This window comes from Klebsiella sp. CN_Kp075 (genome assembly GCF_040065055.2).
GTDB classification, from domain to species: Bacteria; Pseudomonadota; Gammaproteobacteria; order Enterobacterales; family Enterobacteriaceae; genus Klebsiella; species Klebsiella aerogenes.
The window spans coordinates 230,454-250,100 of the sequence record NZ_CM198050.1 but is presented as its reverse complement, the minus strand read 5'-3'; the positions used below and the strand labels follow the sequence as shown (position 1 = coordinate 250,100).

11 protein-coding genes are annotated in these 19,647 nt (G+C 58.1%); 1 reads left to right on the top strand and 10 read right to left on the bottom strand.

Annotation, left to right across the window (positions count from 1 at the left end):
* Positions 1 to 24: 24 nt before the first annotated feature.
* Positions 25 to 2,076 carry an AsmA family protein gene (locus tag ABLV78_RS01135; protein WP_047047813.1) on the bottom strand — a complete coding sequence of 684 codons (2,052 nt, stop codon included), beginning with the start codon at positions 2,074 to 2,076 and terminating at the stop codon, positions 25 to 27.
* A 194-nt stretch (positions 2,077 to 2,270) separates the two neighbouring features.
* Here ABLV78_RS01135 and kdgK point away from each other — a divergent pair, with 194 nt between their 5' ends.
* A complete protein-coding gene (gene kdgK / locus ABLV78_RS01130; RefSeq protein WP_047048053.1) occupies positions 2,271 to 3,200 on the top strand; it encodes a 2-dehydro-3-deoxygluconokinase in 930 nt (309 codons plus the stop codon).
* A 581-nt stretch (positions 3,201 to 3,781) separates the two neighbouring features.
* On the opposite strand, the gene ABLV78_RS01125 is transcribed toward kdgK, so the two are convergent.
* The 9 genes from ABLV78_RS01125 to bcsR form a co-directional block, all read right to left on the bottom strand.
* Positions 3,782 to 5,281 (bottom strand): M16 family metallopeptidase, encoded by a 1,500-nt coding sequence (locus tag ABLV78_RS01125; RefSeq protein ID WP_047047807.1) that lies wholly within the window; start codon positions 5,279 to 5,281, stop codon positions 3,782 to 3,784.
* Positions 5,282 to 5,490: 209 nt separating this feature from the next.
* The gene (locus ABLV78_RS01120; protein ID WP_015369244.1) at positions 5,491 to 6,777 is read right to left on the bottom strand and encodes a dicarboxylate/amino acid:cation symporter; all 1,287 of its coding nucleotides are present in this window, start codon (positions 6,775 to 6,777) and stop codon (positions 5,491 to 5,493) included.
* A gap of 155 nt (positions 6,778 to 6,932) precedes the next feature.
* Positions 6,933 to 8,939: a biofilm formation regulator HmsP gene (hmsP, locus tag ABLV78_RS01115; RefSeq protein WP_047047804.1), complete on the bottom strand. Its 2,007-nt coding sequence runs from the start codon at positions 8,937 to 8,939 to the stop codon at positions 6,933 to 6,935.
* 196 nt (positions 8,940 to 9,135) lie between these two features.
* Positions 9,136 to 12,621 carry a cellulose synthase complex outer membrane protein BcsC gene (gene bcsC, locus ABLV78_RS01110; RefSeq protein WP_047047801.1) on the bottom strand — a complete coding sequence of 1,162 codons (3,486 nt, stop codon included), beginning with the start codon at positions 12,619 to 12,621 and terminating at the stop codon, positions 9,136 to 9,138.
* A complete protein-coding gene (bcsZ, locus tag ABLV78_RS01105) occupies positions 12,603 to 13,709 on the bottom strand; it encodes a cellulose synthase complex periplasmic endoglucanase BcsZ (protein ID WP_045390827.1) in 1,107 nt (368 codons plus the stop codon). Before bcsZ ends, bcsC begins: the two co-directional genes overlap by 19 nt.
* A gap of 6 nt (positions 13,710 to 13,715) precedes the next feature.
* A complete protein-coding gene (gene bcsB, locus ABLV78_RS01100) occupies positions 13,716 to 16,070 on the bottom strand; it encodes a cellulose biosynthesis cyclic di-GMP-binding regulatory protein BcsB (RefSeq protein ID WP_045390806.1) in 2,355 nt (784 codons plus the stop codon).
* Positions 16,071 to 16,080: 10 nt separating this feature from the next.
* Positions 16,081 to 18,699 (bottom strand): UDP-forming cellulose synthase catalytic subunit, encoded by a 2,619-nt coding sequence (bcsA, locus tag ABLV78_RS01095; RefSeq protein WP_045390803.1) that lies wholly within the window; start codon positions 18,697 to 18,699, stop codon positions 16,081 to 16,083.
* Positions 18,696 to 19,433, bottom strand: coding sequence for a cellulose biosynthesis protein BcsQ (gene bcsQ / locus ABLV78_RS01090; protein ID WP_047047797.1), 738 nt, complete (start codon positions 19,431 to 19,433; stop codon positions 18,696 to 18,698). The genes bcsA and bcsQ overlap by 4 nt, the downstream gene beginning before the upstream one ends.
* 11 nt (positions 19,434 to 19,444) lie before the next feature.
* Complete coding sequence (gene bcsR, locus ABLV78_RS01085) at positions 19,445 to 19,633, bottom strand: cellulose biosynthesis protein BcsR (RefSeq protein WP_045390797.1); 189 nt, start codon at positions 19,631 to 19,633, stop codon at positions 19,445 to 19,447.
* Positions 19,634 to 19,647: the final 14 nt, after the last annotated feature.

Sequence of the window (19,647 nt, the reverse complement as noted above, 5' to 3'; positions counted from 1 at the left end):
TCAGGGCCATCACTCATCCCATCCTTACTTTTTCATCTGCGACAAAATCGTCCGGCACTGATTCGCCTCGCCTTCCGCCGGCGAGATCAGCGCCAGTAAAGCGGCCGCCGGCGTAACCAACGTCGCCAACGCTGCCGCCACCGCGCCGCGGGCAATCAGCGGCCCGGCTTTCACCCCGGCATCCGGCGATTTAAATGTGCCGCGCACGTACAGCGGCGAGCGCAGAGTAATCACCCGCAGGCCCTTACTTTCCGGGTCAACGGTCAGATCCAGCTGTTCAGAGGCAAAGCTGGCGGTGCCGGTCACGTTAATCAACGCGTTCTCGGTATCGAAGGCGAAAATTTGCGGTCGCGCCACGCCGTTGACCACATCGATATTAGCCGCCGCACAGTTCACCCGAACCTCCTCATCGCCGAAAATCTGCCCGATGATAAAATTACCGACGTTTAAGCCGAGAATTTCCATCAGGTTGCGGCTAATCAGACCATCATTCATCAGCAGCTTAAGGTTGCCGTTGCTGTTGCCAAGCAGCGCCGCCACCGAGTTACCGCTGCCGCGCAGTTGCACATCGCTGCTCATCTCACCGAGCGTTTTCTGCATCATCTCGACGTTCGGCATCAACGCCTTAAGCTTGAGCCGCCGCGCCTGCAGATTGGCCTCGCCCTGTAGCGGTTTTTTATCGCCCTGCAGATGCACGCTGCCGGCAATCGAACCGTTAGCCAGGCCAAAACGCACCGGCTGCAGGCGCAGGTCGCCGCGTTCAAGAATAATATGGGTCGCCAGGTCGCTGATGGGCAGAGTACCGCCGTGTTCGATTCGCCGCCCCTTGAAGCGCACATCGGCGTCCATCACCTGCCATTTATCCGTCTCAAAGCGATCGGCCGGCAGGACTTTCCCCGCCGGCTGTAGGGCATCGCCCGCTTTACGTGATGAGGATTTCTTCGCCCCGCCGCCGGAATCAACGCCAATCAGCGGGCCGAGGTCCGCCAGCCGCAACTGTTTAGACTCCAGATCGCCGGTGAGCTTCGGTCGCGGTTTGCCGGTAGTATAGGTCAACGAACCGTGGATATCGCTGTCGCCAATCCGGCCGTTAAAATCGCGATAGGCAAAACGCATGCCGTTTTTGTGCTTAAAGTCGGCGCGCAGGCGGCCATCGGTGGAAAAGGACGGCGTTTCCGGCAGCAGGACGCCGGTCAGATCGTAGAGGTCGCGCAGCGAGTCGCCGGCGAATTTCAGCCGCAGATCGAGCCCGCCGACGTTAAGCGGATCGCTGACTGTGCCGCTAAACGCAATCCGGGTATTACCAGAGTGAAAATCCCCTTGTAGCGGGAACGGCGTACTATCGCTACGCAGCGCCAGCATGCCGCCAATTTTTCCGCTGCCGCTCAGCGGCTGGCCTTTGTAGCGCCCCTTCACCGACAGGCCAAAGATATAGTCGCCGGCTTTTTTCGCCTGCGCTTTGTTGCCCGCACCGGTAACTTCGCTAAACGGCAGCGCTTTGCCAAGCGGATCGACCACGATCGCGATATCGCTGCGGGTTACCTTATCGTCAATACCGATGTTGCCGCGATCGAAGAGAATATTATCAAGGCGGAAAGACCAGGCCGATGGCGGGTTGGCTTTTTCGGGTGCCGGGTCAGAAGCTAATTTAAAGGTCCAGTTATTGCTGTTTTCCGTCAGCCTTATCAGCCGGACGTCAGGCTGTTCGAGCTTAATCCACGGCAAATAGACCGTTTTGCTCAGCAGCGCCAGCGGGGCCAGCGTCGCTTCCACGCGCGGCAGATGCACCATCGTCACTTGCGGAATGTCGGGTGGGTTACCCAACACGATATCTTCGGCATGCACGTGCGGCCACGGGATCCAGCTGCGCCAGCCGCGCTCCTCGGGCTGTCGCTCCCACACCACGCCCAGGTCGCCGCGAATGGCGAATGGCCGATTGAGTTCGGCGGAGACTTTCTGATTGATCGTCGGCTTGAGCCGGTTCCAGTCAAAGGTCGCCAACACGATGAAAAAAAGAACGATTAACAGCACAATCGTTCCCGAGATAATAGCAATCGTTTTACGGGTTCTGGTCATCCCCTCTCCGCTCCTTTTGCGTCTCGTCACTCCTCACTATAGTTGAAGAGCGGAGATTCATCCGCCAAATGCGCTTTTCGTCACATTTTGCGCGTCAGGTCAAAAAATAATGGAACGATGTTTTAATATGATTGACCATGCCGGGTGCCCAGCGCAAACTACCGCTAATTTCGATTCAATTTCAGGTCAGCACTATGTCTAAGAAAATTGCCGTGATTGGCGAATGCATGATTGAACTGTCAGAGAAAAACGCGGCGGTGAATCGCGGTTTCGGTGGCGACACCTTAAACACATCGGTCTACATCGCGCGCCAGACCAGCGCGGATGCCCTTAGCGTGCACTACGTGACCGCGCTGGGCACCGACACCTTCAGCCAGCAGATGCTGGAATCCTGGCAGGGCGAGCAGGTAAAAACCGATCTGATTCAGCGCATGGCTGACCGCCTGCCTGGCCTCTACTACATTGAAACGGACGAGACCGGCGAGCGCACCTTCTACTACTGGCGCAACGAAGCGGCGGCCAAATTCTGGCTCGAAAGCGAGCGCGCGGACGCCATCTGTGAAGAGCTGGCGACCTTTGATTACCTTTATCTGAGCGGTATCAGCCTCGCCATCCTCAGCCCGTCCAGCCGGGAAAAGCTGCTCACGCTGCTGCGCGAATGCCGCGCTAACGGCGGGAAAGTGATTTTCGATAACAACTACCGTCCGCGCCTGTGGGCCAGCCAGCAAGAGACTCGCCAGGTGTACCAGCAAATGCTGGAATGTACCGATATCGCTTTTCTGACGCTGGATGATGAGGATGCGCTGTGGGGAGCGGTACCGGTTGCCGAGGTTATCGCCCGTACCCACGCCGCTGGCGTCGAAGAGGTGGTGGTGAAGCGCGGCGCCGACTCCTGTCTGGTGGCGATTGCCGGCCTGCCGCTGCTGGAGGTGCCCGCGGTGAAGCTGGCGAAAGAGAAAGTGGTGGATACCACCGCGGCGGGCGATTCGTTCAGCGCCGGCTATCTGGCGGTGCGCCTGACCGGCGGCGACGCGGAATCCGCGGCGAAACGCGGACACCTCACCGCCAGCACGGTTATCCAGTATCGCGGGGCGATTATCCCGCGCGAAGCGATGCCGGACTAAGCTCCGATTCCCCCTGCTTGCGCTGCGCTTAGCAGGGCTACCAAATCGAACAGTGCTGTAGCCCCGGTAAGCGGTAGCGCCACCGGGGATTTTGAGGCCGCACGAACCGTACCACAGGCGGTGGACGCAGAGCAGATTTTGCGCCGGGTGGCGGCTAACGCCTTACCCGGCCTACGGCCATTGCCATTGCCATTGCCATTGCCATTGCAACTGAAGCTTTTAACTCTTCCTTTGTACCCATGACTACTGAAACTGCCGGTGTTGGTGGCCTCAAAATCGCTGAGACGTTCCAGGAAGGCCGGGGCAGCCCGCATGGATGCGGGCTGAGGGCCGTGTTTTGCAAGGACGCGGCCTCGGCCCGACCCGAAGCCTGCAGGGATAAGTCGAAGGTACCACGAAGTGGCGATTTTGGCGGCCAGAGCCCGGGGGTACAGGGGGCGGCTGCGACTGGCCGCCCTCTGTGCGCTCCCTGCGCCATGAGAGGCATAACGCAGAAGAAATATCGGGAGCGCAATGTGCTCGGAATTAACACAAAGCACATATTTTCCCCGACCAAAACCGTTGCAAACTGATAACAGTATCTACTGCGCTGGAGGAATATCCGTCGCCTCATTATGCGCATCAGCCGCATCCGGCGTGGCGCTCACCGCAGCAGCAGGCGCTGGCGCCATCAGTTTTTCCCACGTCGCTTTCAGATCCTTCATGTTGTACTCCGGCTCGCCTTTCGGCTGCTGCAGCACCAGCGCCATATCCTGCGATAACTGCTGGCGCAGATACTGGTTCAACATGTCGACCGTCAGTGAGTTAAGGAACTCCTGGCGCAGCTTTTGATACTGCTCCGGCGCGATATCCACCACCTGATTTTGCAGCGAACGCATGCGTTGGCTAATCAGAATATCGGTATCCGTGCGCGCATAGGTAGCGAACAGCTTTTGCAGTTCGAGGTTTTTCTGCGCAATCAGCGCATCAAACTCTTCCTGCGGCAGGCCGTTGTCGCGCACCTTCGCCAGCTCGCGCGATACCGCGCTCAGGTTGGCGTTCAGGCGTTCGCCCGGCGAGTCGATATTGATTGCGCACTGGGCGCGCTGGTACAGCACGCGGCAATCAAAACCGAGGCCGATATCTTTTACATTGCTTTTGCTCAGGTTCTGCTGCACGTGCCAGAACAGCGCTTCCCGAGCCAGGTCATCGCGCCAGTAGCGCTGCAGCGCGGCGGAATCGCGGATCGGCTGCCATGGGGAATCCCACATGATCGACAGCTTATCCTGACGCACGGCCTCGGTCATGATGCTGACCGGCGTAGCCGGCAGAGGTGAAAGCGTTGGCACCGCCGCCGGCGTCTCGCGTTTACCTTTCAGTTCGCCGAAGATTTTGTTGATTTGCTCCGCGACGCTGCGGCTATCGACGTTGCCGACGACAATCAGCGTCATCGCGTCCGGGGTGTACCATTTCTGATAAAATTCTTTCAGCTGTTTAATATCAACCGGTTGCTTCAGCGGTGCTGCCGGATCGTGACCGAGCATCGTCGAGCCCTTCAGGCGATAGCGCCACCAGCCTTCCTGAGTATCCAGCGGCCAGGTCGCCACCATATCGCTGCCCTGCAGCGCATGATTGACCGCTTGCTGGGTGATGCTCAACTTACCGTTAGCGTCCGCCAGCCAGTTCAACGCCTCTTTAAGCAGGTCGTTGCGGTTGTTCGGCAGGCTCAGATTAAACAAGGTGAAATCGTACGAAACGATCGCCGGCGGCAGAGGACGCTTCGGGTCAATACTCTGCTGCCACAGCGAACGCGCCTGCATTGTCGGGAGGCTGCCGCTTTGGGTCAGCGCCAGGCGCGGAATGAAATGACTGAAGCCGCTCTGCTGAGTGCTTTCGCTCAGCGAGCCAATATTCACAGCCAGGCGGACTTCGACGCGATCGCTAGGACGCTGCGGCGTGGCCAGTACCTGCCACGAAAAACCGTTCGCCAAAGTCCCCTGTTGCCAGGCCGGGTCCGGCTGGAGCGCTTCTGCCTGCACAGAACCGGCCGTCGCTATCATCAGCAAACCACCGGTTAAGAGTCGAATTTTTGTGCCCTGCATGTGAACCCCTGATGAACATTCCTGGTTACATAGGCAACCCATCGTCGGATTGCCGAAAAAGGTGGTGAATCAAATACGTCGGTTAGACCACGCGAAGGCGAAAATGTCGCATGAAGACGTAAAATAATCATGAGGTATCATTCCCCCAGAAGGGGAATGATACCTAATTTTGCGCAGGAGCCCATAGTCCATGGGCATAACATGAGGAATTACGAGGATAATTCTTGTGATTTGTCCGCGGGAACGCGGTTATTCAACACATCATCGAGCTGTTTGGCATCGAGTTCTTTCACCCATTTCGCGACGACCACGGTCGCCACGCCGTTACCCACCAGGTTGGTCAACGCGCGCGCTTCCGACATAAAGCGGTCGATACCGAGAATCAGCGCCAGACCCGCCACCGGCAGATGCCCCACCGCGGAGATGGTTGCCGCCAGTACGATAAATCCGCTACCGGTAACGCCCGCCGCCCCTTTCGAAGAGAGCAGCAGCACCACCAGCAAGGTAATCTGATGGAAGATATCCATATGGCTATTGGTGGCCTGGGCGATGAACACCGCCGCCATCGTCAGGTAGATGGAGGTACCGTCGAGGTTAAAGGAGTAGCCGGTCGGTATTACCAGCCCCACCACCGATTTGCGGCAACCCAACTTCTCCATCTTATCCAGCATTCGCGGCAGCGCGGACTCCGAAGAGGAAGTACCCAGCACAATCAGCAGCTCTTCGCGGATATAGCGAATGAACTTGAAGATGCTAAAGCCGGTGGCCCGCGCGATAGAACCCAGCACCAGCACCACGAACAGAATACAGGTGATGTAGAAGCAGATGATCAGTTGACCCAGCTGTACGAGGGTACCGACGCCGTATTTACCGATAGTGAAGGCCATCGCCCCGAAAGCGCCGATCGGCGCCAGGCGCATAATCATGTTAATGATGCCGAAAATGACCTGCGAGAAGCTTTCAATGACGTTGAAAATCAGCTGGCCTTTGCTACCTAAACGATGCAGCGCAAAGCCAAACAGGACGGCAAACATCAGCACCTGCAAAATATTACCGCTGGCGAAAGCGCCAATTACGCTGCCCGGGATAATATCGAGTAAGAAGGCGACAACACCCTGATCTTTAGCCTGCTCGGCGTAGACCGCCACCGCGTGCGCGTCAAGCGTCGCCGGATCGACGTTCATGCCCGCGCCGGGTTGCACCACGTTGACAATGATAAGACCGATAATCAACGCAATGGTACTCACCACTTCAAAGTAGAGTAACGCCACCGCACCGGTACGACCGACGGCCTTCATGCTTTCCATTCCGGCAATCCCTGTCACAACGGTACAGAAGATAACCGGAGCAATGACCATTTTAATCAGTTTTACGAAGGCGTCGCCGAACGGTTTCATCTGCGCGCCAAGTTCCGGGTAGAAATGGCCCAGCAAAATACCGATGGCTATGGCCGATAAAACCTGGACATAGAGGCTTTTGAAGAGAGAGAGTTTCATAGGGTGTCCTTTGGGAATAACCACAGACAATGAAAGGTTATCTGTGTCTGTGGCTTAAAAATAACACCCTGGAAACATTTCAGAAATAAGTAACCGCTAAGTTGCAACGGAATTGTTAAAATATTTGAGCTGACTCGCACAAACAACTAAAAATGTTACAAACTTGCATCATCCTTTTCAGCGTGCAGGAAGCGCTGCATAAAGCTTTCCAGCGGTAAGGCGCAACCAAACAGGTAACCCTGAGCGATGTCCACCCCCGCCGCTTGCAACCATTTCAGCTGTTCTTCTTTTTCGACGCCCTCAGCGACAATCCGCAGCTTGAGCCCGCGTGCGAGCTGAATTATCGCCGGGACCATGCTGGTATCATCCGGCACCATATCAATAAACGCCTTGTCGATTTTCAGGATATCCACCGGCAGCGATTTCATATGTTGCAGCTGGCGCAACCCGGCATAACCCATGCCGAAATCATCCAGCGCAATGCGCGTACCGGCGTCGCGCAGCGGGCGCAGCAGGGCAATCACCGCCTGCGGATCGTCAAGACGGCGGCTTTCCGTCACCTCCAGCACCAGCGTGCCCGGGGCGATACGGTAGCGTTCAATGAGCGCCAGTAGCTCAACGCCGCGCTCGGGATGCAGCAGTTGCAGGAGAGAGACGTTCACCGACAGCGGCAGCATGATCCCTTGTTGCTGCCAGGCTGCCAGTTGACGGCAGGCTTCTTCCATTACCCAATAACCTACCGGCACCATCAACCCGCAGTTTTCAATACGCTCGATCAGATCGCACGGTAGCGACCAGCTGCCATCGGCCTGTCGCTGACGCAGCAGAACTTCCGCACCGCAAATATCGCCGCTGGCAATATCCACCTGCGGCTGGAACCAGATGGCGAACTGCTGATTATCGAGCGCGGTGAGGATGTCATGCTCTTCCATTAACCGGCGCTGGGCTTTTTCCATCTGCTCAGGGTCAAAGAACTCGATCTGATTTTTACCCTTACGCCGCGCCGTCACCGCGGCGGAAACCGCACGGCGATAGAACTGCTCGGCATTCAGCTCGCTATTAAACATCGCGATGCCAACGCTGGCGCAAGGGCGCAGCTGGACACCGTGCAGCGGCAATCGCTCGCTAATAGAAGTGAGCACTCGCTTACTTAGCGAAACCGCTTCCCAAGGCTCGCTAAGTCCGGGCGCGTAAATGGCGAAATCGTAACCGCTCACCTGCGCCAGTACCATATTGGCCGGGATAACCGCTTTTAGTTTCTCGACCAGCGTTAAGAGCAGCATCTCGCGCTGGCTCTCTTTCAGGACGCCCGCGGCATCTTGCAGGGTTTCACACGCCACCACCAGCAGCGCCGAAGGCTGCGGACGGGTCGCGGTCTGCTCCAGCATCGCCATCAGAAAAGCTTTGTTGGGGAGCTCAGACACCGGAAAACGGGTCGATTGCAGCGATAGCTCATCATGCTGGCGCAACAAGGACTGCTGATTGCGGTTGTAGCAGCGCACCAGCATGCCGATTTCATCGTCCTGGTGCAGTCGCGGTAGGCTCAGTTGATGCCCGAGACGATCCTGAGGCGGAATATCGTTGAGCTCGCGAGCGATGGCGCGCAGCGGCCGAACAATCAGTCGGTTGATGCACCAGGTGAGCGCTACCGTTAAAACCAGCACCAAAAGTAAGTAAGTAGTCACTAACGTAGCAAGCGCGCTCATGACGAATTTGTACATGCGATAGGAATCCGCCTGCAGCACCAGATAAGCCAGCGGCTGCGGGTTAGCCGGGCGTTCCAGCGAGTAGATTGGCAGAGATATCTGCACCGGCAGTTCAAACAGGCGAGTGATCATCACCGGCACCGGGCGTTCGGGAATAAAGCGCATCCGCAGCGCCTGGAATTGATTCGGTAGCACCACATCCGCCCGGCTGACGATGCCAGCAGGCTGAATGCGGCCCAGAATGGCTTCCGCTTCGGGAATGTCGGCTTTCAAAATTGCCGCCGACAGCGGTTCGCGAACGGAACGGGCGATACTTTCTAATTGCGTGGCCGTGGTATAGCGACTCTGTTGCACAAAGTGAAACAGTAAAATGGAACAAAAGACCAGGACAAACGCCATGGACACGCTCGCGACCATCGCCATCTGTTTAATTGTAAGTGAGCGGCTGACGCGCAACTGTGTTCTCCACTGAAACTGAACGACTATCCGGCGAGATCCATCACTACCGGTCGTTTTCAGGCTGATTATATACGCAAATTGTTCGCTCTCGCCCGCAAGACGGGTTCTTCCCGAAAGCGGCGGGCGAGGTACGGCGAGTATACGCGAACAGCGGGGTGGATTGGCGATTAGACGTAGAAATCAGGCTAATCTGCTACCAATCCGCATAAGGTACCAACGGCTGCGGCGGCATATCCATGTCGCCCTGCCAACCGGAAGCGGAATAGCGCACGTACAGCAGCGCGTGGCTCGGCGTGTAATCTTTGGCCTGCTGAATATCCACCGCCGCGCCGACAAACCAGTTGCCGGTAACTCGCCGTTCCACCAGCGCCCGTGCGGTATAACCGAAGCCCTGGCTGCTGCCGCCCTCTTCTTTTAGCTGGCTGGCCTCGTAGCGATACTGCGACGGAATCAAATTCAGCAACGGATAGCGCGCCTGAGTTTGCGTGCGCGAATGGGACCATGACACCGAACCGCCGAGTTCCCATGACCAGTTTTCGGTACGCTGACGCCAGATGACCGGCACCGAGAAAGAGAGATACTCCTGCGGGCTGTAGTAACCGCCCTGACCCAGCGTGTAGCCGCTGAGGTCTTTGTCGTAGTGCCAGATCATATTGGTCAGGCCGACGGTCACCCGGCGATTATTTTCATTGATCGCTTTATAGTAGTAACCGGTCATCCAGCGCACGCGCCAGTTGTCCTCGACGTTTTTGCCGGTGAGTTGGTCCGCACCCAACGATGACCAGATGCCGTTCGCCTCGCCTTTATCGTAGCTCAGGCTGATACCGCCGCCGGCGGCGCGTACCCCGCCCCAGGTGGTACCGGTGTGGCCGTCGTTAGGGTTATCTTTTTGCCCGCCGAAGGAGAGCAGCGAGCTGGAAATGGGCCGCCGGTGGACGTTGACGGTATAGCCGACCGGCCCGGCATCGCCGCTATAACTCAGTCCCCCCACGACATCGACCACGTTAAAGCCCATCGGCGTAGTGCCGATATCGCCGCTCCAGGTGTCGTTCTTCCAGCCGACCGCCACGCTGGCGCCGCCGTCGCTCTGATTTTTGCTGCCGCCATAGCAGCTAATTTCGCCGCAGGTCCCCCAGCTCGGCGAGTAGCCGCCGTCGCTATTGGTGGAAAACGTCCCGGCGTTCATATTCACCACATCGGTACGGAAGAACATCCGTCCGTCATACAGCGGCGCGTCCACCTGCAGCATGGTGGTGTGCGCTTTGAGGTCTGAATAACCGCCGGTGCCGCTCGATCCCCAGTAGTCGTGCTCAAGGGTAACGTTAAGATCCTGCTGGCGATAAAGATCGGCGGCGTCGCTGCGGATCCCGCGCTTCAGCCAGTCATCCTGGCTATCGTTGCGGGTCAGGCGGGTAAAGGTGTCATTATCCTGCGGGCGAACGCGGGTCACGCCAGAGGCTACCATCGCGTCTTTATAGCTTTCCAGGGCCTGCTGTGGTTGATCGCTTTGCGTCTGGAAGCGCGCGGCATCACGCAGCACCAGCGCGCTTTCCATCGACGGCGGCTGGCTTTTCGCCTGCGGCACGATGCGGTCGAATATTTGTTGCGCGCCCGCGGTATCGTCAAATCCGGCGCGGGCCAACGCTACCCGGCGCTGCATGTTGATCGATTCCGTATCCGCATCCTTCAACTGCGCGACCTGCGCGCGGGCGGCATTTTTATCGCCCTCGGCAAGATAGACTTCCGCCAGGCCAAGGCGCGCATCGCCATTATCAGCCTGCTGGCTCAGCACCCGATGGTACTGGGCTATCGCCTCTGCGCTATCGCCGCGCTGCTGCGCCCAATCCGCCAATGCCAGATCGTAGCGTACCGATTCCGGCTGCCGTTTAATCAAGGCAATAGCCTGCGCTTCCTGCCCGCTATCGCGAAGTTGGTTGGCCTCGCGCATCACTTTGTCGCTTTGCAGACGCTCTTCCAGCTCACGGATATTATCGGTCCACTGTCCGCGCGGCAGCGCGTTAATTTGCGCCAGCGCCGCATCATCCTGATTATTACCGGACAGATAGAGCCCGTAGGCGTAAATCCGTTCGGCATCGCCCGGCTTGCGGTTGGCCATGTTACGCATCAGCGCGTCCGCTTCCGGCCGCTGGCCGGCGCTGACCAGATCTTTCGCTAGCCGATAGGTTATCCACACGCTTTCTGGATCCAACGCCAGACGCCGCCGCTGCACCTCCGCGGCCTGCGCCCAGCTGCCCTGGCTTTCCAGCGCTTCAGCCTGTTTTTCCAGCCGATCGTTGGTGAGACTGCGTTCGATATCATCAATACTGCGCCGTTGGCTGGCAGGGAGACTGGCAATATAGGCGCTGGCTTTTTCAGGCGACTCACGGCGATAAACATTCGCCAGACCGCGTACCGCGAGGTTATTGCCGCGATCCATCCGCAGCGCCTGTCGATAGTAGCGCTCGGCAGCGGCGTCATCTTTGCGCGCCGCGGCGACATCGCCTAACCCCAGTACCGCGTAGCTGTCAGTGTTATCCACCCGCTGCGCCTGGGCGTAAGCATTTTGCGCCTGCGCCAGTTGGCCTGCTTTCAGCGCGTTATCACCCTGTTTAATCAACAGCCAATAGCGGTTGGTCTTCAGCAGACTGTCCCACTTATCGCGATTCGGGCTTTTCGGATCCATCGCGATCGCTTTATTGAGCTGCGCCACCGCCCGCACCCGGTCGCCGCGCTGTGAGTAAGCGGCGCCCAGCGCGCCGACGGCATCGCTATCGCGGGCATCGGCGCGTACCGCCTGCTGCAGATCGGCCACCGCCTGCGCCGCATTGCCGGATTTCACCGCCGCCAGTCCTTCGCTTTTAGCGCGGAAGGTCGGATCTTTCAGTTGAGTTTGTTGCTGCGCCAGCAGCAGCCGGGCATTAGCGGCGGCGGATCCGGCGGGGAACAAGAGCAGGAATCGCTGTAATGCCTGAACGCTGCCGCTGCTGACCGGCATAGTTTTAATTTCGCCGAGCCACATATCTGCCGCGATACCGCGACCTGAAGCCGAACGCGCCATCTGTTCCAGATAGGCGAAGCCTTCCTGCTGCTTGTTATCTGAAAACATCTGTTTCGCCAGCGAGGTCAGCAGAGTGACGTTATCCGGGGTACTGGCATTGAGTTTTTTTAGCTGGCTAACGCCTTCACTATGGCGAGCGGGCAATCGCGCCACCAGCGTCCAGTATTCGATAGCCGCTTCGGTATCCGTCGGGACGCCGCCGAAGAGCTTTTCATAGGCGGCGATGGCTTCATCGACCTTTCCGGCCACGCCGAGCAGGCGCGCCTGCTGCAGCTCTTGCTGTCCTTTGCCTCCGCTGAGATCGATCTCGCTGCGCGTCGCTTTCAATGCCGCTGAGTCAGGGGCCAGTTTCGCCAGCAGATCGAGCTGCTTTTGCGCGCCGGCGGTGTCGCCCTGACGCAGGAGGTAGCGAGCCCGCGCGGCGAGATAATCCGGGTTATTCGGGTCGATCAATTCCAGTCGATAAAGCGACTGACGTACCAGGTCTTCACGGCTGCTTGCCTCGCCGAGACGCACTTGTTCCAGCAGATGCTGCTGCGCAGGGGTATTCGCCGCCTGCGCCAGCGGCAGTAGTGCGAGACCGACAGACAGCGTGATGAAGCTTAGTGAGAACTTGCGCATTCCTGGTTCCAGTCAGGTTGTAATTCGCCACCTGCGGCGAAACGAAAACGATGTTGATCCCACCCCTGGCCGAACAGCGTCAGCACCGCGCTATAGTAGGCATCCGCGTCGGGATAATGATCGGCGACCCGTTGGCGCTGTAGCGCGCGGGCGTCCTCATCTTGTAAAAACGGCAACATGGAAGCGGAGAAACCAACCGGACCCTCACCGGTGGTTTTCCCGCTGGCGATATTGGTTTTTTCCGGCGGCAATCCCTGTTTGATCGTCTGAGTCGCCATCGGTTTGAAACGCGCCAACAGCGGCGCTTTTTGTTTATCGGCGTTATTGAGCATCCCGACCCACAGATAGACGCGAATAGCGTCATAGCTACCAATAATCGGCTTATCGGTTTTCAGCTGCCAGCCGCTGCCTTTCTCATAGCGCACCCAGTCCGGCGAGAAGCCTTTCGGCGCCGTTTCCAGCAGCAGCCGCAGATTGCTGTCGCGGATCTTCGGCCACGGCGCGCCAAAGCGGGTAAAGTAGGTGGCGAGCTGCGGCGGCAGATAGCTTGGATTAAAGCGCCAGCCCTTGTCGTCCGCGAAACCGACTTTCCCCGGCAGTACCGACGGCCCCAGTCCCGGAACATCAGCGACTTCTTCATCGGCAATCCGCGCCAGCAGCGCTTTTCCTACCTCAGTATAGTTATCAACCTTCCACAGGCGTCCGGCTTCCAGCAGCGCCCAGGCAATCCACAAATCAGAATCCGATGCCGAATTGGTGTCCAGCACCGTCCATTCATCCTCGCTCTTTTTCCCCCATAGCCATCCCGGCAGATGGGCGCGCAGATCGCCTTGCGCCAGGTTGTTCTGCGTCCACTGAAATAGCTTATCGAAGCCCTGACGATCGTTGGCCGCCAGGGCGAAGAACAACGCGTAGCTTTGCCCTTCGGAGGTAGTGATTTTGCGCGCATCGCTGGGGTCGATGACTCGTCCTTCGGCGCTGACATACGCTTTTTTAAACTGCTCCCAGGCGGGCCACTGGCAGGCGGCGCTCACCTGCCCCGCCGCCAGCATTAAAACCGAGAGAAGTACCCCACGAAATGCGTTCATCAGCAATTACTCATCATCAGGATCAAGACGGCGACGGCTGAGAATACGCAGCATGCGCCACAGCACCCACGCCAGCAGCACAATGCTGACGGCCGCCAGAATAGCCAATAGTATCGGATGGCTGGAGAGCGCAAACCAGATGCGCTCGAACCACGGCAGGTGGCCGACATAATAGATATCGCCAACCCGCAGGCTATTGACGCCGGATTCACGAATCACCGCCACCGAACCGAACATCGCCGCCCGTTTACCGCTGTCATTTAAGGCGTTTGTGAGCAGCTCGTTACCGCGTGGGCTATCGGCCATCAGGGCGATCACGCTGCGCTGATCGTTGTACGGCGACTGGAAGCCAATAATGGCCGCCATCGGCCCGGAAGAGGTGATGTCGGTTCGCGTATGCGGCGTGCGCGCGTCATCATCCGGATAGATGCTTGCCAGGTCATAATGACGCATCGGCGTTTTCACCCAGCTTTTGGTCGCCTCGACCAGTAGATTGATTTTGGTATCGTCTTTCAGCGACGGCGGAATAGCGCCAATCAGCATCAGATCGGCATCTTTGCCCTTAATCTGGTTGCCGTCGTCGGTCATCTGCACGTTGATAGCCGCCAGCCCGGTCTGCGCGCCGATGCCGCCTACCGCCTGCAGCAGCGTCTCAACCTGACCCGCATCAGGCGTTTTCGGCACCACGATTAGCGTCTGAGAAAGATCGGCCATGCGGGTATACGGGAAACCGGCATTAGCGAAGACGCGCAGATCCGGCATCGCCAGGAAGTGGTAATACTTCGAAAAGTCGATGGTGGAGTCATCGCCGATCACCACGTGGTTCTGCACCGGCTGGAAGGTAATACAGTTATCGATGTTGCCGCCGGGCATCGGGTTCATGTACTGAAAATCGAAGCGCAGCTGGTTCATCGCGCCAAGACGCAGCGCGGGTATGGTCACCTGGTTCTGGCCATCCAACAGCCCCTGCAGCACCGGCAGGCGTAAAATTAGCTTATTCACATCCTGCGAGCTATTGAGGCTAAACGACTGCAGGAACTGATCGTTAAGGCTGATATCCATCCGCGAGCTGTCTTTGATAGGCGGCATGGTATAGCGATATTTCAGATCCATATCGATGCCGTTGGCGCGAAGCAGGTATAGATCCGGCGGTAGATTCAGCGCCAGGTTAATCGAATCTGGCACCAGGCCGCTTGATTGCAGCTGCTGCTCATAGGTTTTCAGCTCGCCGAAAGTCACCGGTCTGTCGGTACGGACCCAGTTCGGCGCGTCATACGGCTGGCGCGCCTTCAACTCTTTCACGCCATCCACTACCACGCTATCGCCGCGGAACAGAATATTGCCCTGGGCAATACCCTTCGCCGCCACCAGCAGGTCTTGATCGTTGCGACCGAAGATCACCAGCAGCTTGACGTACGGGTTGCTCGGGTGGTTGACCATTTCGATGGTCGGCGCTTTCACCGGCGGATGGTCGCGCAGGAAGTCCGGACGCTTATCGTTGGTGGCGAAGATGATAGCGTTGCGTTCCGGTATCTCATTGAAGTGGACCGGGAACTGCTGACCGCGCCAGCCGGCCTTGCTGCCAAACCAGGAGGCGACAATCGCCGCCGCCTGCTGCTGTTTGACGTCAGGCGCAGCAGCAAAAACCATCGGCAACGTCAGCGGACGGTTGTCGCGCGAGTCGTAGAACGGTACCGGGAAGTGGGACAGGTCGTTACGTACCTGCAGCGACTGATAGGTTAAATCCAGCGAGCTCTCACGGCCGATATCGAGCCACAGCGTACTGCTGGCCGGGTTTTCGCAAACGTCGCGATAGTGGCCGACAAACTCCAACCGCACGCGGTTAAAATCGGTGATATACAGTGGATCGACGGGGATCTGGGCGCTCACTTTTTTACCCAGTTGCTCTTTGGTGACCGGCAGTACGCCCATCAGCTCGTCGTTGAGATAAACCTTCAGCTGCGACTGCACCGGCAGCAGCGATGGCGACGGCGTGTAGTCAAGATTGAGCAGCGCTTTGGCGACCACTTCATCACTGCGCATGCCGAATTCCACGGCGCCCTCTGGGTGCGAACCGCGTAGCACCATACTCCCCGGCGGCGGCGCGATTTGCGCAAAAGTCAGCTTCACGTCGCGAGAGGGAATGTTGTCCGCCACCACCACCGGCGCGGCAGGATCGATAACCGCCGCCGTCGGCTGGCCATCGATAATCACCGGCGCTGGCTGGGCCGCACCCGTTGTGGCGGGAGCGTCGACCACCGCGGCATTCGGCGTCGCCGCCGGAGCCGAAAATGTTGCGAAGGGGTACCAGCTGCTCATTCCCACCGCCACTGCACAAATCAAGGAAAGTTTTCTTTTCATCGCATTATCATCATTGTTGAGCCATTGCTGGTTCTGCCGAAAGCACCGCCGCGGCGCGTTCGGGACGGCGCGGCAAAAACGATACAATCCAGGCCACCAGCGAGGTGAGCGAGCGGAAAATAACCTTCACCGACGGCGGCGAGAACTCCGCCAGGTGACGATATCCACGGAACCCCAGCTTGAGGATATCCAGCAGGCTTTCCATCGGCTTATCTTCCGGGAAGCTGTCCTGCCAAAGCGCCCACGTATCAGCGCGGGCAAACGTACACTGCACAAAATCAATATGTTGCTGGTTAGTCAGCGGCAGCAATTGCAGGCCGACTTCACCGCCGTTGACCCGCGCGACGCGAACCGGGAAGACGTATTCTTGCTGTCCGCGTTTGAGCAGCAAATTCACATGTTGCCCTTCCAGTACCCGCGCGTCGCCGTGAATTTTTATCCCCAGGCCGCCGTCAGAGTAGTCATGAACGGTACAGGAGAACAGGTGGCCATCCGGGCGGGCAATCGCCGCCGGCATCGACATCTCTACGCGGTGCGAACGCCGCACCTGCTTGCTCTCCACCGACACCGCCACGGCGCCGCCGAGGATGATTAAGTTATAAAACACCCAGATGATGCTGACCCAGACGGTTAAAATTTCGTTCTCGGGTCCGTACATAAAGCGCCAGATGCCGACCGCCACGCCCACCAGATTAAGCAACACCAGATAAATATAGGGGCGTGAGATAACCCAATCGACATACTCATCTTTCACTAGTCCGCCTTTGGCGGTGACGTTGAACTTGCCTTTGTGCGGGTTAATCAGCGCGACGAAGGTCGGCGGCGCGATATACCATGCCAGCACCGTTTCGTAGATTTCACTCCAGAAGGAGTGGCGGTACTTGCCCTGGATCTTCGAGTTCGTCAGACTGGCATGGATCATATGCGGCAGCACGAACAGCGCGATCATAAGCGCTGGCGCATAGATGATATAGGCGTGTAACAGCAGGAATGCCAGCGGCGCGGTGAGGAAGATAAGCCGCGGGATACCGGACAAAAAGTGCAGCATCGCGTTGACGTAGCAGATACGCTGCGCCAGCTTCAAACCTTTACCAAACAGCGGGTTATCAAGACGGAAAATCTGCACCATTCCGCGCGCCCAGCGAATACGCTGGCCGATATGCGCCGACAAGCTTTCCGTCGCCAGCCCCGCCGCCTGCGGGATGCGCATATAGGCGGAGGTATGGCCACGACGATGCAGGCGCAGTGAGGTGTGGGCATCCTCGGTGACCGTCTCGACGGCGATACCGCCGATTTCATCCAGCGGGCCGCGGCGAATGACCGCGCAGGATCCGCAGAAAAAGGTCGCATCCCACATATCGTTGCCGTCCTGCACCAGGCCGTAAAACAGCGTCCCTTCATTTGGCGTTTTACGAAAACGGCCCAGGTTGCGTTCGAACGGATCCGGCGAGAAAAAGTGGTGCGGCGTCTGCATCATCGCCAGCTTTTTATCCTTCAGGAACCAGCCCATGGTCATCTGCAGGAAGGAGCGGGTCGGCACGTGGTCGCAGTCGAAAATAGAGACGAACTCGCCCTTCGCATACTTCAACGCATTGTTGATATTACCGGCCTTGGCATGTTCGTGGCTGGTACGCGCGATGTAATGGACGCCGACATCTTTCGCGAACTGGCGAAACTCTTCGCGCCCGCCGTCATCAAGGATCCAGATATTGAGCTTATCCTTTGGCCAGTCGATACCCTGCGACGCGTAGATAGTATTTTTCACCACGCTAAGATCTTCGTTGTAGGTCGGGACGAAGATATCCACCGTCGGCCATTCGTTCATATCTTCCGGCAGCGGCACCGGCTGGCGATTGAGCGGCCACACCACCTGGAAATAGCCCAACACCAGCACAATCCAGGCGTAGGTTTCGGCAAACAGCAAAATCAACCCGCACACCAGGCTGACCGGATCGTTCCAGTTCAGCGTGGAGGTATAGCGCCACCAGATGTAGCGACAGGAAACGGTCAGCGACAACACGATCAACATCAGGGCGGAGAAACGCCCCGGAATACGCCGCACCAGCAGCGCGACGCCCCACAACAGCAGCAGGAAAATAAATTGCGACAGCGGGTTAAACGGCTGGGTGATACACAACAGCGCCAGAATCAGCGAGAAGAAGGTGATGGTACCCAGCACCAGCCGCCGCAGCTGTGGATGCAGGTGCTCAAGCTCTTTCTGCTTATCGAGATGGCCGGTACGGGTGTTGACCTTTTCCGGTAATTTTTCCATCCACTGCGCGTAGCGCCCGTGAACCCCTTCCAGCGCCGCCAGCGAGCGCCAGTTAATTTTTTTATCCGGTTCCGGCACCCGGGTCGCCAGTAGCCAGAGCGACTGCAGCAAATAGCGTATCGGATCTAACGGGCGTGGGCGATGCGGATTAATATGCGGAAAATAGTCGCCGTGGTGTTCGCGAATAGCTTGCCAGCGCGGCGTCTCAAGCGGCATTAACGCCCACGCCAACGACACCCACAGGCAACCGAGAAAAGCTGAAAGCACCGACGCGCCATGCTGACGATAGTCATCATAACGTGCGCTCAAGCGCTCGCCCACCGGCGGCGCCAGCAGCAACGTACTCAGGCGGATCATGCCGCTCCCTCTCTGGCATAGTGCAGCAGACACCAGTTGGCCAGCGTCAGCACCTCTTCCGCCGCCAGCGAATCCTGGCGATATTCGCCAAGCGGCTGTTTAGCCGCCAGACATTCCGCCATCGCTTCATCGCGGTGAATCGTGACCGGCAGAATACGGCGCTGGCTTTCCAGCCACAGTTGATAGAGATCTTCCTGTAGCTGGCTGCCGACGCGCAGGTCGTTAATCAAAATATCCGCATTAGCAGGCAGCGCCTGCTGATGCAGGCGAATATGGCTGTTGCCGTCGGGATGCACAACCTGTAGAGCGCGATGGCAAACGTTCAGCAATTCGCGGGTAAGCGGAGAGTAGCCTTCGGGTATATCAATCAGCAGCCAGCGGTGGCTCCCCTGCTGGTCGAGCAATTTGATTTGCTCCGCGATAGGTTCCAGCGTCGGACTGAACTTATCAACGTGCTCACGTTCGCCAGGCGTCAGGCGGCCAAACGGCAGAAGATCGATATGCGCGGTGTAGCGCAGCCCGGCGTCGCGCCAGTCACCTCCGTCAATCAACGAGCGCGCCCAGCCGTTGCGATGGTCGAAATCAACGTTGAAGAAAAAGCGCAGCATATTGTCCGGGCTGGCATCGACCACCAGCACGGTTTCACCGAGCAGCTGTAGCGCCCAGGCCAGTGCGGCGGTAATAGATGTGGTGCCTACGCCGCCGCGTATGCCTTGTAATCCCAGAATCGCCATCGACGGCTTCCTTACTTTTTCTCAGCTAATTCGGCCAACAGCGGCCAGCGTTGCAACGCCGCAGCGAGCTGTTCGCGTCGGGAAATGTCGTGGTAATCAATATCCGGCAGGGAAAATGCCCGGCTTAATGCCAGGAAATCATTTTGGAAGGTATATCCCAGCGTTGCATCGCCAGGTACCGTAGGGTCTTTTTCCGGCATTTCTCTGTCCATTC

Bases quoted from the DNA above. Each gene is read 5' to 3' on its own strand.
- kdgK (WP_047048053.1), top strand. From the start codon at position 2,271: ATGTCTAAGAAAATTGCCGTGATTGGCGAATGCATGATTGAACTGTCA.
- bcsZ (WP_045390827.1), bottom strand. From the start codon at position 13,709: ATGAACGCATTTCGTGGGGTACTTCTCTCGGTTTTAATGCTGGCGGCG.
- bcsQ (WP_047047797.1), bottom strand. From the start codon at position 19,433: ATGGCGATTCTGGGATTACAAGGCATACGCGGCGGCGTAGGCACCACA.
- bcsB (WP_045390806.1), bottom strand. From the start codon at position 16,070: ATGAAAAGAAAACTTTCCTTGATTTGTGCAGTGGCGGTGGGAATGAGC.
- ABLV78_RS01135 (WP_047047813.1), bottom strand. From the start codon at position 2,076: ATGACCAGAACCCGTAAAACGATTGCTATTATCTCGGGAACGATTGTG.
- bcsR (WP_045390797.1), bottom strand. From the start codon at position 19,633: ATGCCGGAAAAAGACCCTACGGTACCTGGCGATGCAACGCTGGGATAT.
- bcsA (WP_045390803.1), bottom strand. From the start codon at position 18,699: ATGATCCGCCTGAGTACGTTGCTGCTGGCGCCGCCGGTGGGCGAGCGC.
- ABLV78_RS01120 (WP_015369244.1), bottom strand. From the start codon at position 6,777: ATGAAACTCTCTCTCTTCAAAAGCCTCTATGTCCAGGTTTTATCGGCC.
- bcsC (WP_047047801.1), bottom strand. From the start codon at position 12,621: ATGCGCAAGTTCTCACTAAGCTTCATCACGCTGTCTGTCGGTCTCGCA.
- ABLV78_RS01125 (WP_047047807.1), bottom strand. From the start codon at position 5,281: ATGCAGGGCACAAAAATTCGACTCTTAACCGGTGGTTTGCTGATGATA.